Raw genomic sequence first — 13,067 nt, 5'->3', positions numbered from 1 at the left:
ATGACAAGCCTTGTCATTCATCTCTTTTTTTAGCGCAGAAAAAGGGCATCAAATGATGCCCTTTTTACTAGTGGTTCGTCAAATCTTAATCAAAGATTTTCGCAACAACACCAGCACCTACTGTACGGCCACCTTCACGGATTGCGAAACGTAGACCTTCGTCCATCGCGATTGGAGCGATTAGAGTAACAGTCATTTGTACGTTGTCGCCAGGCATTACCATTTCAACGCCTTCTGGAAGCTGGATGTCACCAGTTACGTCAGTTGTACGGAAGTAGAACTGTGGACGGTAACCTTTGAAGAATGGAGTGTGACGACCACCTTCATCTTTAGACAGTACGTATACTTCTGATTCGAACTTAGTGTGTGGGTTGATTGAACCAGGTGCAGCCAGTACTTGACCACGCTCTACTTCATCACGCTTAGTACCACGTAGAAGTGCACCAACGTTCTCACCCGCACGACCTTCGTCTAGAAGCTTACGGAACATCTCTACACCAGTACATGTAGTAGTTGTCGTTTCTTTGATACCTACGATCTCTACGTCGTCACCTACTGTTAGGATACCACGCTCGATACGACCTGTTACTACTGTACCACGACCCTGGATTGAGAATACGTCTTCAATCGGTAGTAGGAACGGCTGGTCTACAGCACGCTCTGGCTCTGGGATGTAAGAATCTAGTGCTTCTGCAAGCTCAACAATCTTGTCTTCCCACTGCTTCTCGCCGTTTAGAGCGCCAAGAGCTGAACCTTGGATTACTGGTAGGTCATCACCTGGGAATTCGTACTCAGAAAGAAGTTCACGAACTTCCATTTCTACTAGCTCTAGAAGCTCTTCATCGTCAACCATGTCACACTTGTTCATGAATACGATGATGTATGGGATACCAACCTGACGGCCTAGTAGGATGTGCTCACGAGTTTGAGGCATTGGGCCATCAGTCGCAGCTACAACTAGGATACCACCGTCCATTTGCGCAGCACCTGTGATCATGTTTTTAACATAGTCAGCGTGTCCTGGGCAGTCTACGTGTGCGTAGTGACGTGATGGAGTGTCGTACTCAACGTGAGACGTTGCGATTGTGATACCACGCTCACGCTCTTCTGGAGCGTTATCGATAGATGCGAAGTCTTTCGCTTCACCGCCGTACACTTTAGCTAGAGTAGTACAGATTGCAGCAGTTAGAGTTGTTTTACCGTGGTCAACGTGGCCGATAGTACCAACGTTTACGTGCGGTTTCGTACGTTCAAATTTTTCTTTAGACATGGAGTGTCCCTCAAGGTACGGATTTAGGTGGCTTTGATGACCACGCAACCAAAATAATGGTGATTGTATTACAAAAGGAAATGGCTTCAGAGCTGGTGCTGATAGGCGGATTTGAACCGCCGACCTCACCCTTACCAAGGGTGCGCTCTACCGACTGAGCTATATCAGCACTTTATATGAGTTGGAGCGGGCAGCGGGAATCGAACCCGCATCATCAGCTTGGAAGGCTGAGGTAATAGCCATTATACGATGCCCGCAACACGTAACTCTGTGAGCTATTTCCTTAGGAATATGGTGGAGGGGGACGGATTCGAACCATCGAAGGCAGTGCCGGCAGATTTACAGTCTGCTCCCTTTGGCCACTCGGGAACCCCTCCAAATTTTTAAAAACTTTCTCTCGCTCTAATCAAGAGGGAGAAAGTGGTGCCGACTACCGGAATCGAACTGGTGACCTACTGATTACAAGTCAGTTGCTCTACCTACTGAGCTAAGTCGGCACACGAGTGGAGCGAATTCTATTGAATGATTTTGTACCTTGCAATAGAAAATTGAAAAAAAATGCAAATTTCCCTTAACTTGAGGTTAATTGCGCACAAATTCGTCAGATTTTCATGACTGACGCTCAATTATTGGCATCCAAATCGTTTGCATCTCGCCTAGCATAGTGTATTGTCACTCTCCCAGATTTTTATGGATTCTGAATACGTTATGAGCCCTTACATGTCTTTTAATCGTCAACAATGGTCAGAGTTGCGCAACTCTGTGCCAATGACGTTATCGGAAGAAGATTTGAAGGAGCTTCAGGGTATTAATGAAAGCCTGACAATGAAAGAGGCGGTAGAAATCTACTTACCCCTGTCTCGCTTGCTGAATCTTTATGTTGAGGCAAGACAAAGCCGCAACTCAGTATTGCATCGCTTTCTTCATCAAAAAGAGCACGCGCCACCATTTGTCATTGGTATTGCTGGGAGTGTTGCAGTAGGGAAAAGCACCACGGCCAGACTTCTCAAAGCACTTCTCTCCCGTTGGGAAAACCACCCTAAAGTTGAGCTGATCACCACTGATGGGTTTCTTTACCCAAATAAGGTGTTAAATGAAAGTGGGTTAATGCAGAAGAAAGGGTTTCCAGAATCTTATGATATGAAGAAGCTGGTTCAGTTTGTTTCTGATGTAAAAGCTTGCAAGCGCAATGTCAAAGCACCGGTATATTCACACCTCACTTATGACATTACTAAAGAAGAGAAAGTAGTCGACCTACCCGACGTGTTGATCATTGAAGGGCTTAACGTGCTGCAAAGCGGCATGGATTACCCTCACGACCCGCATCGAGTGTTTATCTCAGACTTTTTGGATTTTTCTCTATTTGTAGATGCTACACCTGAGATGATTCAGACCTGGTATGTTGAGCGCTTTATGAAATTCCGCCAGGGTGCTTTCACCAAGCCTGGCTCTTACTTCGGACACTACACCAAGTTGTCTCAAGATGAAGCTCTTGATAAAGCCAAGAGTATCTGGCAAACCATCAATGGTAAAAACCTAGAGCAGAACATTTTACCTACCCGTGAACGTGCCCAGCTCATTTTGCAAAAAGGTGAAAATCACATGGTGGAAAAAGTTCTGCTTCGAAAATAGCTTATCCCGCGCCTCTCAATGAGATTTCTCCGCCAATAAAAGTTTCTACACCGTTTTCAGTTTCAATAAGAATGCCACCTTGCTCATCAATACCTTTGGCGATACCTTTTAACTCTCTTGGTCCCATTATCAGTTTAACCGGACGATCCAGAAAGTTATCTAATCGGTTCCATCGTTCAACAAAGCCTTTCATCCCATTCACTTCATAGTCATTGAGCGATCGCTCCCAGGCGATAAGAATGGCCGATGCAAGAGCATTCCTATCTATGTGGTCATTCGGGAGAATCTGACCAAGAGAGGTCCACGGTTGAGTGATATTTTCTGTAGAATCTGGCATTGCAATATTAAGCCCCATGCCAATCACCAGGTTTGCAGCGGCACCAGCCTGACCCGAAATTTCGACCAGAATACCCGCGAGCTTTTTGTCCTGATAGTAAAGATCATTCGGCCACTTGAGCTTCACGCCATGAATGCCCAATGACTCAAAAGCCTCCACCACAGAAACGCCAACCACTAAGCTCAGCCCCATGGCTGCAGCCATGCCCGCTTCCAGCCGCCAGAACATAGAGACATAAAGGTTACTGCCAAAAGGAGAGACCCACTGACGACCTCTTCGACCTCTCCCCTGACTTTGATATTCAGCCAGACAAGCATCACCACTATTAAGTTCATGTGTTCGTTCAAGCAGATATTGGTTTGTCGACCCAATAACTGGGAATACTTTCAGCGAGCGCTGGGAACCACTGCTGAGCAATGCTTCATCCAGCAATGATAGAGGTGAAGGCAGCCGATAGCCTTTCCTCTGAACGCTGTAAACGTCTAACCCAAGCTCTTGGATGCTCTTGATATGTTTACTTATCGCCGCTCTTGAAATACCAAACTTCTCGCCCAGAGCTTCACCAGAATGAAACTCGCCATCAGCCAATTGCTTGATGATGTTGTATTTCACGGAATCAACTTTCATGCAGCTTCTCCAGACACTCTGTTAAGTTGGTTTCTTTATGACTACCAATAAATCGGACTTCATGCTCCAGACGAATTTGATACTTCTCTTGAACTTTGTCTCTGACCAAAGCGGCGAGCTTAAGAATATCAACGGGTGTGGCGCTATTGGTGTTGACCAATACCAGCGCTTGATCTGGGTGAACCTGAGCTCCACCAACCTTAGTTCCCTTTAATCCGGCTTGATCGATTAACCAGCCAGCCGCTACTTTTACTTGTTCACCGACGTTATACCCCACCATCTCTGGGTACAGTGCTTGCAGCTGATCAAACTGATCTTTAGAGATCACAGGATTTTTAAAGAAACTCCCAGCATTACCCAACAAAGCAGGGTCTGGCAATTTGGAGCGACGAATATCGCACACTCGTTCAAATATCTTTCTTGCTGTTCTACTTCCGGTATCAAGCGCTTTCAAAGGACCGTATTCCACATTAGGTTTCCAATCCTTTTTTAAGAGAAACCCTACAGCAACCACCGTCGCTTTATCTTTCAAGTTTTTCTTAAACACGGAATCCCGATAACCAAACTGACATTCTTCGTTACTTAGGCGGATAACCGAGCCAGACTCGTGACAGTAGTAATCCACATACTCGCAGACATCTTTCAATTCGACACCATAAGCACCTATGTTTTGAATAGGTGCAGAACCAACACAACCAGGGATCAACGCCAGATTTTCCAGACCTGAATAGCCTTGCTCCAGCGTCCACTCGACAAATTGTGGCCAATCTTCTCCACCACTAACGTGTAGGTGAAAGTACTCTTCGCTTTCAGTAACAGATTTCCCCATTAGCTGGTTAAGAAGAACAACGCCGCTGAAATCTTCGGTAAACAAGACATTGCTGCCTTTTCCCAGCATTAGCTTGGATAATGGTTTCAATTCCGGGTGGTTAAGCGAGTTTCGAAGATCACTAAGAGAAGTAATTTTGACCATATGCTGGCAATGTACTTCCAGACCAAAAGTATGAAACGGTTTAAGGCTTTGGTTTTGGTATATCTGCATAGTATTTAGAGGTAAAATTCGGCTGTTTCGCATTTTACCTTAACTATTCAGAGAGCGCAGTGACGAATGAGTGAGCTAGAAGTCAAAATTCTGGACCCGATTCAATTACCTTTGGTTAAGCGCCTATACAAGCAACATTATTCTTCAGCTAAGCCTAAATCCGACGAACTCACGCTAGTCGGGTACTTAAGTGGAAATATGATAGCGGCTGTTCGGTTTAGAACCATCGAGGATTTTCGGTTATTAACTGGGATGGTCATCGCCACAGAGCATCGCAAGAAGGGCTTCGGTAGTATGCTCATGGAACATTGTAGAAATAATGTATTGGAACCAAGTGACTACTGCTTTGCTTACGAGCATTTGGAAAACTTCTACCAAAGTCACGGATTCGTTACGGTTTCAACAGAAGCACTTCCCGGTTCACTAAAAAGTTTGTTTACTCGTTATAGTAATAGCGGTAAAAAACTCAAAGCTATGAAATATAACGTGTAACATTATTTACCAGATCACCAGGTTGTCTGGTCAAGGTGGTCCGACTTTTGGTAAAATGGACGATTAGCCATCAATCATTTACAGAAGGTAATACCTCTCACATGATCGCAACTAGGAATCTAATTAAGACACTTCCAACCATTGCGCAAGATCCAGATTCTTTTGATGTTCTGTATTCAGCAAAAGCGTTTCGTGAACACCTGTTAAGTGCGATTGAACAAGCGACGCAGCGTATCTATATTGTCGCTCTCTACCTAGAAGATGATGACGCGGGTAGAGAAATTCTGACGGCTTTATATAAAGCCAAACAAAAGAACCCCGAGCTAGACGTCAAGATATGTGTTGACTGGCACCGCGCTCAAAGAGGGCTTATTGGTGCCGAAGCCTCTGAAGGCAACGCCGCCCTTTATAAAAAGTTTGCGGAACAATTCGAAGAAACCATTCCTGTATACGGAGTCCCTGTTCGCGGTAGAGAAGTATTTGGTGTCCTTCACTTGAAAGGATTCATCATAGATAACTCTGTCATCTACAGCGGAGCTAGCCTCAACAATATCTATCTCAACTTTAAAGACAGATATCGATTTGACCGCTACCACGTTCTCAATAACGAATATCTAGCAAACTGTATGGTGAGCTACATCGAAAATTCGATGATTCAACACCCAGCCGTCAACAACCTGGCTTGTACCCAAAAGCCAACAACGAAAGATATAAAGCCAGCCATTCGTCAACTGCGTTCGTCTCTTGCACAGAGCCAGTACGAGTTCAGCCATCAAAATGTTGATTCTGAACATGTTGCTGTGACACCGCTAGTCGGAGTGGGTAAGCGTCGTAACAAACTCAACCAGTGTATTAACCATCTGGTCGCTCAGGCGAAAGATGAAGTCTTTATTTGTACTCCTTACTTTAACTTCCCTAAAAGCCTAGCAAGGCAGATAAAGAAAGCGATTAAGCGTGGAGTAAAGGTCACCATAGTTGTTGGTGATAAGACAGCAAATGATTTCTATATTCCGCCGGAAGAAGAGTTTAAGACCATAGCAGGTCTTCCTTACCTTTATGAAATGAACTTGCGCCGCTTTGCTAAGGTAAACGAAGCTCATATAGCAAGCCGAAAGCTGAACATTCGAGTTTGGAAACACGATTCCAACAGCTATCACTTGAAAGGCATCTGGGTAGACAAGCGCTATATGCTTATCACTGGCAACAACTTAAACCCAAGAGCTTGGAAACTGGATCTAGAGAATGCCATTTTGATTCAGGATCACTTTAGCCACTTAACCGCTAAATTTGATCAGGAAGTGGAAAACATTCTTGAACACACAGAATTGATTTGTACTTATCGTCAATTGGACAAGATAGAAAATTACCCTTCCGAAGTGCAGAAGCTTATCCGTAAAATCACGAGAGTTAGTGCAGATAAGATACTCAAACAAATCCTTTAATAAAAAAGCCCAGCGTGAAGCTGGGCTTTTTTATACCTGAATCTGTCTGCGCTCCAGCAACCTTCAATAATTACGGCTACCTAGCAAAAGTACCAAAAGAGGTAATTTAAACTTACGTAAAAACAAGAAAGCCCGCTGAAATCAGCGGGCTTCTTTATAGTGGCGGAGAGATAGGGATTTGAACCCTAGATACGCTATTAACGTATGCCGGTTTTCAAGACCGGTGCTTTCAACCACTCAGCCATCTCTCCACAAATTGTTACTAAAACTTAGTCTTATATTACGATGCTAATTTTTAGTTTTGCCTTCTAAGGCAAGAAATCAAGCCTGGCGATGTCCTACTCTCACATGGGGAAACCCCACACTACCATCGGCGCTATTGCGTTTCACTTCTGAGTTCGGCATGGAATCAGGTGGGTCCACAACGCTATGGTCGCCAAGCAAATTCTTTAATCTGGAAAGCTGTTTTTTTAAGTTCTATTTCTACACATTCAATGTTCTTATCTGAGCCCACAAAACCCCTTGGGTGTTGTATGGTTAAGCCTCACGGGCAATTAGTACAGATTAGCTCAACGCCTCACAACGCTTACACACCCTGCCTATCAACGTTCTGGTCTCGAACAACCCTTTAGGATACTTAAAGTATCAGGGAAGACTCATCTCAGGGCTCGCTTCCCGCTTAGATGCTTTCAGCGGTTATCGATTCCGAACTTAGCTACCGGGCAATGCCATTGGCATGACAACCCGAACACCAGAGGTTCGTCCACTCCGGTCCTCTCGTACTAGGAGCAGCCCCCTTCAATCTTCCAACGCCCACGGCAGATAGGGACCGAACTGTCTCACGACGTTCTAAACCCAGCTCGCGTACCACTTTAAATGGCGAACAGCCATACCCTTGGGACCGACTTCAGCCCCAGGATGTGATGAGCCGACATCGAGGTGCCAAACACCGCCGTCGATATGAACTCTTGGGCGGTATCAGCCTGTTATCCCCGGAGTACCTTTTATCCGTTGAGCGATGGCCCTTCCATTCAGAACCACCGGATCACTATGACCTGCTTTCGCACCTGCTCGAATTGTCATTCTCGCAGTCAAGCGGGCTTATGCCATTGCACTAACCACACGATGTCCAACCGTGTTTAGCCCACCTTCGTGCTCCTCCGTTACGCTTTGGGAGGAGACCGCCCCAGTCAAACTACCCACCAGGCACTGTCCTCACTCCCGATAATGGAGCCAAGTTAGAACATCAAAGCTACAAGGGTGGTATTTCAAGGACGGCTCCACGCAATCTGGCGACTGCGTTTCAAAGCCTCCCACCTATCCTACACATGTAGGTTCAATGTTCAGTGCCAAGCTGTAGTAAAGGTTCACGGGGTCTTTCCGTCTCCGCCGCGGGTACACTGCATCTTCACAGCGATTTCAATTTCACTGAGTCTCGGGTGGAGACAGCGTGGTATCATTACGCCATTCGTGCAGGTCGGAACTTACCCGACAAGGAATTTCGCTACCTTAGGACCGTTATAGTTACGGCCGCCGTTTACCGGGGCTTCGATCAAGAGCTTCGTCCAAAGACTAACCCCATCAATTAACCTTCCGGCACCGGGCAGGCGTCACACCGTATACGTCATCTTACGATTTTGCACAGTGCTGTGTTTTTAATAAACAGTTGCAGCCACCTGGTATCTGCGACTCTCGTCAGCTCCATCCGCGAGGGACTTCACCGATAAGAGCGTACCTTCTCCCGAAGTTACGGTACCATTTTGCCTAGTTCCTTCACCCGAGTTCTCTCAAGCGCCTTGGTATTCTCTACCCGACCACCTGTGTCGGTTTGGGGTACGATTCCTTACAATCTGAAGCTTAGAGGCTTTTCCTGGAAGCATGGCATCAATGACTTCATCACCGTAGTGACTCGACATCGTGTCTCAGCCTTAAAGAGAGCCGGATTTACCTAACTCTCAAGCCTACGCACTTGAACCTGGACAACCGTCGCCAGGCCCACCTAGCCTTCTCCGCCCCCCATCGCAATTGTAAGAAGTACGGGAATATTAACCCGTTTCCCATCGACTACGCTTTTCAGCCTCGCCTTAGGGGTCGACTTACCCTGCCCCGATTAACGTTGGACAGGAACCCTTGGTCTTCCGGCGAGGGAGTTTTTCACTCCCTTTATCGTTACTCATGTCAGCATTCGCACTTCTGATACCTCCAGCAGCCCTTACAGACCACCTTCAACGGCTTACAGAACGCTCCCCTACCCCGCATACAAAGTATGCAGCCGCAGCTTCGGTGTATTGCTTAGCCCCGTTACATCTTCCGCGCAGGCTAGACTCGACCAGTGAGCTATTACGCTTTCTTTAAATGATGGCTGCTTCTAAGCCAACATCCTGGCTGTCTGAGCCTTCCCACATCGTTTCCCACTTAGCAATACTTTGGGACCTTAGCTGGCGGTCTGGGTTGTTTCCCTCTCCACGACGGACGTTAGCACCCGCCGTGTGTCTCCCGGATAGTACTTACTGGTATTCGGAGTTTGCAAAGGGTTGGTAAGTCGGGATGACCCCCTAGCCTTAACAGTGCTCTACCCCCAGTAGTATTCGTCCGAGGCGCTACCTAAATAGCTTTCGGGGAGAACCAGCTATCTCCAGGTTTGATTGGTACTTTCACCCCTAGCCACAAGTCATCCGCTAATTTTTCAACATTAGTCGGTTCGGTCCTCCAGTTGATGTTACTCAACCTTCAACCTGCCCATGGCTAGATCACCTGGTTTCGGGTCTATATCCAGAGACTGAGCGCCCAGTTAAGACTCGGTTTCCCTACGGCTCCCCTAGATGGTTAACCTTGCCACTGAATATAAGTCGCTGACCCATTATACAAAAGGTACGCAGTCACCCCGAAGGGCTCCTACTGCTTGTACGTACACGGTTTCAGGTTCTATTTCACTCCCCTCACAGGGGTTCTTTTCGCCTTTCCCTCACGGTACTGGTTCACTATCGGTCAGTCAGTAGTATTTAGCCTTGGAGGATGGTCCCCCCATATTCAGACAGGATATCACGTGTCCCGCCTTACTCGATTTCACTTTAAATCCGCTGTCGGTTACGGGGCTATCACCCTGTATCGCGCTCCTTTCCAGAAGCTTCACCTGACGCATAAAAAGCTTAAGGGCTAGTCCAATTTCGCTCGCCGCTACTTTCGGAATCTCGGTTGATTTCTCTTCCTTCGGGTACTTAGATGTTTCAGTTCCCCGAGTTCGCTTCACTGAGCTATGTATTCACTCAGCAATACTTACTTATGTAAGTGGGTTTCCCCATTCGGAAATCCCAGACTCAAATGACTCTTACTGTCTTATCTGGGCTTATCGCAAGTTAGTACGTCCTTCATCGCCTCTGACTGCCAAGGCATCCACCGTGTACGCTTAGTCACTTAACCATACAACCCCAAGAGGTTTCGTATGTTCAAACAACCAAGGTTTGTGTCTCTCATTATTGAATGAGCGAGAGACATTCGATTTTGCCGGACTCAAATATAAACATCACAAGGATGTTTCCAAGAACACTTGAATGTGTATTGGTACCTAATTCATAGAATTAGGATTTGAGAACTTTTAATTTGAATAACAACGCTTATCCGTAGATAAGGGGATGGTTGTTATTCGTCAGCTTTCCAAATTGTTAAAGAGCGAATCACTTCTCAAGGAAGTAACCATTTTTAAAGGCACTTAAGTCTTTCTGTTTCAAAAGAAATGCGCTTAAAGATGGTGGGCGATACCGGGCTCGAACCAGTGACCCCCTGCTTGTAAGGCAGGTGCTCTCCCAACTGAGCTAATCGCCCACATTAGTTTTACGTCTAGTGGTAGACGTCAAGATGGTGGAGCTAAGCAGGATCGAACTGCTGACCTCCTGCGTGCAAGGCAGGCGCTCTCCCAGCTGAGCTATAGCCCCATACTTGAGAGTTATTCTTTAGATAAAGAATGGTGGGTCGTGCAGGATTCGAACCTGCGACCAATTGATTAAAAGTCAACTGCTCTACCAACTGAGCTAACGACCCAATGGTATCCCGTAGGGGAGTCGAACCCCTGTTACCGCCGTGAAAGGGCGGTGTCCTAGGCCTCTAGACGAACGGGACACTAGTTGTGAGTGTTTGGGAACACTCTGCTCTCTTACGTTATAAACCGTATCAATCTGTGTGAACACTCATCGCAATAATCATCGTATAAGGAGGTGATCCAGCCCCAGGTTCCCCTAGGGCTACCTTGTTACGACTTCACCCCAGTCATGAACCACAAAGTGGCAAGCGTCCTCCCGAAGGTTAAACTACCTGCTTCTTTTGCAGCCCACTCCCATGGTGTGACGGGCGGTGTGTACAAGGCCCGGGAACGTATTCACCGTGGCATTCTGATCCACGATTACTAGCGATTCCGACTTCATGGAGTCGAGTTGCAGACTCCAATCCGGACTACGACGCACTTTTTGGGATTCGCTCACTCTCGCAAGTTGGCCGCCCTCTGTATGCGCCATTGTAGCACGTGTGTAGCCCTACTCGTAAGGGCCATGATGACTTGACGTCGTCCCCACCTTCCTCCGGTTTATCACCGGCAGTCTCCCTGGAGTTCCCACCCGAAGTGCTGGCAAACAAGGATAAGGGTTGCGCTCGTTGCGGGACTTAACCCAACATTTCACAACACGAGCTGACGACAGCCATGCAGCACCTGTCTCATAGTTCCCGAAGGCACCAAAGCATCTCTGCTAAGTTCTATGGATGTCAAGAGTAGGTAAGGTTCTTCGCGTTGCATCGAATTAAACCACATGCTCCACCGCTTGTGCGGGCCCCCGTCAATTCATTTGAGTTTTAATCTTGCGACCGTACTCCCCAGGCGGTCTACTTAACGCGTTAGCTCCGAAAGCCACGGCTCAAGGCCACAACCTCCAAGTAGACATCGTTTACGGCGTGGACTACCAGGGTATCTAATCCTGTTTGCTCCCCACGCTTTCGCATCTGAGTGTCAGTATCTGTCCAGGGGACCGCCTTCGCCACCGGTATTCCTTCAGATCTCTACGCATTTCACCGCTACACCTGAAATTCTACCCCCTCTACAGTACTCTAGCCTGCCAGTTTCAAATGCAGTTCCGAGGTTGAGCCCCGGGCTTTCACATCTGACTTAACAAACCACCTGCATGCGCTTTACGCCCAGTAATTCCGATTAACGCTCGCACCCTCCGTATTACCGCGGCTGCTGGCACGGAGTTAGCCGGTGCTTCTTCTGCAGCTAACGTCAAAATGCGCATCTATTAAATACACACCCTTCCTCACTGCTGAAAGTGTTTACAACCCGAAGGCCTTCTTCACACACGCGGCATGGCTGCATCAGGCTTGCGCCCATTGTGCAATATTCCCCACTGCTGCCTCCCGTAGGAGTCTGGACCGTGTCTCAGTTCCAGTGTGGCTGATCATCCTCTCAGACCAGCTAGGGATCGTCGCCTTGGTGAGCCTTTACCTCACCAACTAGCTAATCCCACCTGGGCATATCCTGACGCGAGAGGCCGAAGGTCCCCCTCTTTGAGCCGAAGCTATTATGCGGTATTAGCCATCGTTTCCAATGGTTATCCCCCACATCAGGGCAATTTCCCAGGCATTACTCACCCGTCCGCCGCTCGACGCCGTTGTCGTTCCCCGAAGGTTCAGACAACTCGTTTCCGCTCGACTTGCATGTGTTAGTACTGCCGCCAGCGTTCAATCTGAGCCATGATCAAACTCTTCAATTTAAGATTTGGTCGGCTCAATGAATACTGATTACATTACATAGTAATGTTGAATTGACTGTGCCGGTATTGCTACCGATTGGTCACTCAGTTCATTGAAACCTAAATTGATACCGAAGTATCTATTTGGATTATCATCAACGAGTGCCCACACAGATTGATAGGTCTATATTGTTAAAGAGCTTTGCTTTCAGTGCGTTAGCACTTAGGCAGGACGCGTATATTACGCGATTGACTCTGTAAGTCAACATAAAATTCTAAACTTTTGTTTAAAACCTTATGGTGACTGAACTCTGTCGAGTTCAATCAGAATCAAAGCCTGGCGATGTCCTACTCTCACATGGGGAAGCCCCACACTACCATCGGCGCTATTGCGTTTCACTTCTGAGTTCGGCATGGAATCAGGTGGGTCCACAACGCTATGGTCGCCAAGCAAATTCTTAATTCGGAAAGCTGTTTTTTTAGTTCTGATTCT

General features: G+C 47.0%; 6 protein-coding genes, 9 tRNA genes and 4 rRNA genes. 3 read left to right on the top strand and 16 right to left on the bottom strand.

The window, feature by feature from the left end:
* Positions 1–85 precede the first annotated feature (85 nt).
* The 5 genes from tuf to QMG91_RS00880 all read right to left on the bottom strand — a co-directional run bounded on the left by tuf (position 86) and on the right by QMG91_RS00880 (position 1,767).
* Entirely contained in the window at positions 86–1,270 is a 1,185-nt protein-coding gene (gene tuf, locus QMG91_RS00900; protein ID WP_022551812.1) for an elongation factor Tu, read from the bottom strand.
* A gap of 93 nt (positions 1,271–1,363) precedes the next feature.
* A tRNA-Thr gene (locus tag QMG91_RS00895) sits at positions 1,364–1,439 on the bottom strand.
* A 13-nt stretch (positions 1,440–1,452) separates the two neighbouring features.
* Positions 1,453–1,527 (bottom strand) — tRNA-Gly (locus tag QMG91_RS00890).
* 35 nt (positions 1,528–1,562) lie between these two features.
* Positions 1,563–1,647 (bottom strand) — tRNA-Tyr (locus QMG91_RS00885).
* Between the two features lie 44 nt (positions 1,648–1,691).
* A tRNA-Thr gene (locus QMG91_RS00880) sits at positions 1,692–1,767 on the bottom strand.
* A gap of 211 nt (positions 1,768–1,978) precedes the next feature.
* Between QMG91_RS00880 and coaA the strand changes: the two genes are divergently transcribed.
* Positions 1,979–2,902, top strand: coding sequence for a type I pantothenate kinase (gene coaA / locus QMG91_RS00875; RefSeq protein WP_281828239.1), 924 nt, complete (start codon positions 1,979–1,981; stop codon positions 2,900–2,902).
* Position 2,903: 1 nt separating this feature from the next.
* On the opposite strand, the gene birA is transcribed toward coaA, so the two are convergent.
* Entirely contained in the window at positions 2,904–3,866 is a 963-nt protein-coding gene (gene birA, locus QMG91_RS00870; protein ID WP_281828238.1) for a bifunctional biotin--[acetyl-CoA-carboxylase] ligase/biotin operon repressor BirA, read from the bottom strand.
* Positions 3,856–4,908: a UDP-N-acetylmuramate dehydrogenase gene (gene murB, locus QMG91_RS00865; RefSeq protein WP_281828236.1), complete on the bottom strand. Its 1,053-nt coding sequence runs from the start codon at positions 4,906–4,908 to the stop codon at positions 3,856–3,858. Before murB ends, birA begins: the two co-directional genes overlap by 11 nt.
* A gap of 66 nt (positions 4,909–4,974) precedes the next feature.
* Here murB and QMG91_RS00860 point away from each other — a divergent pair, with 66 nt between their 5' ends.
* Both QMG91_RS00860 and pssA read left to right on the top strand, forming a co-directional pair.
* On the top strand, positions 4,975–5,400 hold the full coding sequence (locus tag QMG91_RS00860) for a GNAT family N-acetyltransferase (RefSeq protein ID WP_022592383.1): 426 nt from the start codon (positions 4,975–4,977) through the stop codon (positions 5,398–5,400).
* Between the two features lie 101 nt (positions 5,401–5,501).
* Positions 5,502–6,842: a CDP-diacylglycerol--serine O-phosphatidyltransferase gene (gene pssA / locus QMG91_RS00855; RefSeq protein WP_281828233.1), complete on the top strand. Its 1,341-nt coding sequence runs from the start codon at positions 5,502–5,504 to the stop codon at positions 6,840–6,842.
* A gap of 160 nt (positions 6,843–7,002) precedes the next feature.
* Here the strand turns inward: pssA and QMG91_RS00850 are convergent.
* The 9 genes from QMG91_RS00850 to rrf (QMG91_RS00810) form a co-directional block, all read right to left on the bottom strand.
* Positions 7,003–7,093, bottom strand: a tRNA-Ser gene (locus tag QMG91_RS00850).
* A 74-nt stretch (positions 7,094–7,167) separates the two neighbouring features.
* Positions 7,168–7,283, bottom strand: a 5S ribosomal RNA gene (gene rrf / locus QMG91_RS00845).
* Between the two features lie 92 nt (positions 7,284–7,375).
* Positions 7,376–10,262 (bottom strand): 23S ribosomal RNA (locus QMG91_RS00840).
* Positions 10,263–10,588: 326 nt separating this feature from the next.
* Positions 10,589–10,664: transfer RNA gene (locus QMG91_RS00835), tRNA-Val, on the bottom strand.
* A gap of 34 nt (positions 10,665–10,698) precedes the next feature.
* A tRNA-Ala gene (locus tag QMG91_RS00830) sits at positions 10,699–10,774 on the bottom strand.
* 30 nt (positions 10,775–10,804) lie between these two features.
* Positions 10,805–10,880 (bottom strand) — tRNA-Lys (locus QMG91_RS00825).
* 2 nt (positions 10,881–10,882) lie between these two features.
* Positions 10,883–10,958, bottom strand: a tRNA-Glu gene (locus tag QMG91_RS00820).
* An 88-nt stretch (positions 10,959–11,046) separates the two neighbouring features.
* Positions 11,047–12,595, bottom strand: a 16S ribosomal RNA gene (locus tag QMG91_RS00815).
* Positions 12,596–12,909: 314 nt separating this feature from the next.
* Positions 12,910–13,025, bottom strand: a 5S ribosomal RNA gene (gene rrf / locus QMG91_RS00810).
* The 16S, 23S and 5S rRNA genes sit together here with 5 tRNA genes alongside, the layout of an rRNA operon.
* Positions 13,026–13,067: the final 42 nt, after the last annotated feature.

This window comes from Vibrio nigripulchritudo, from assembly GCF_027924785.1.
GTDB lineage: Bacteria > Pseudomonadota > Gammaproteobacteria > Enterobacterales > Vibrionaceae > Vibrio > Vibrio nigripulchritudo.
The sequence above is the reverse complement of the archived record's forward strand: the minus strand, read 5'-3'. Positions and strand labels throughout refer to the sequence as shown.

Coding starts and splice junctions, on each gene's coding strand:
- tuf (WP_022551812.1), bottom strand. CDS start 1,270: ATGTCTAAAGAAAAATTTGAACGTACGAAACCGCACGTAAACGTTGGT.
- coaA (WP_281828239.1), top strand. CDS start 1,979: ATGAGCCCTTACATGTCTTTTAATCGTCAACAATGGTCAGAGTTGCGC.
- birA (WP_281828238.1), bottom strand. CDS start 3,866: ATGAAAGTTGATTCCGTGAAATACAACATCATCAAGCAATTGGCTGAT.
- murB (WP_281828236.1), bottom strand. CDS start 4,908: ATGCAGATATACCAAAACCAAAGCCTTAAACCGTTTCATACTTTTGGT.
- QMG91_RS00860 (WP_022592383.1), top strand. CDS start 4,975: ATGAGTGAGCTAGAAGTCAAAATTCTGGACCCGATTCAATTACCTTTG.
- pssA (WP_281828233.1), top strand. CDS start 5,502: ATGATCGCAACTAGGAATCTAATTAAGACACTTCCAACCATTGCGCAA.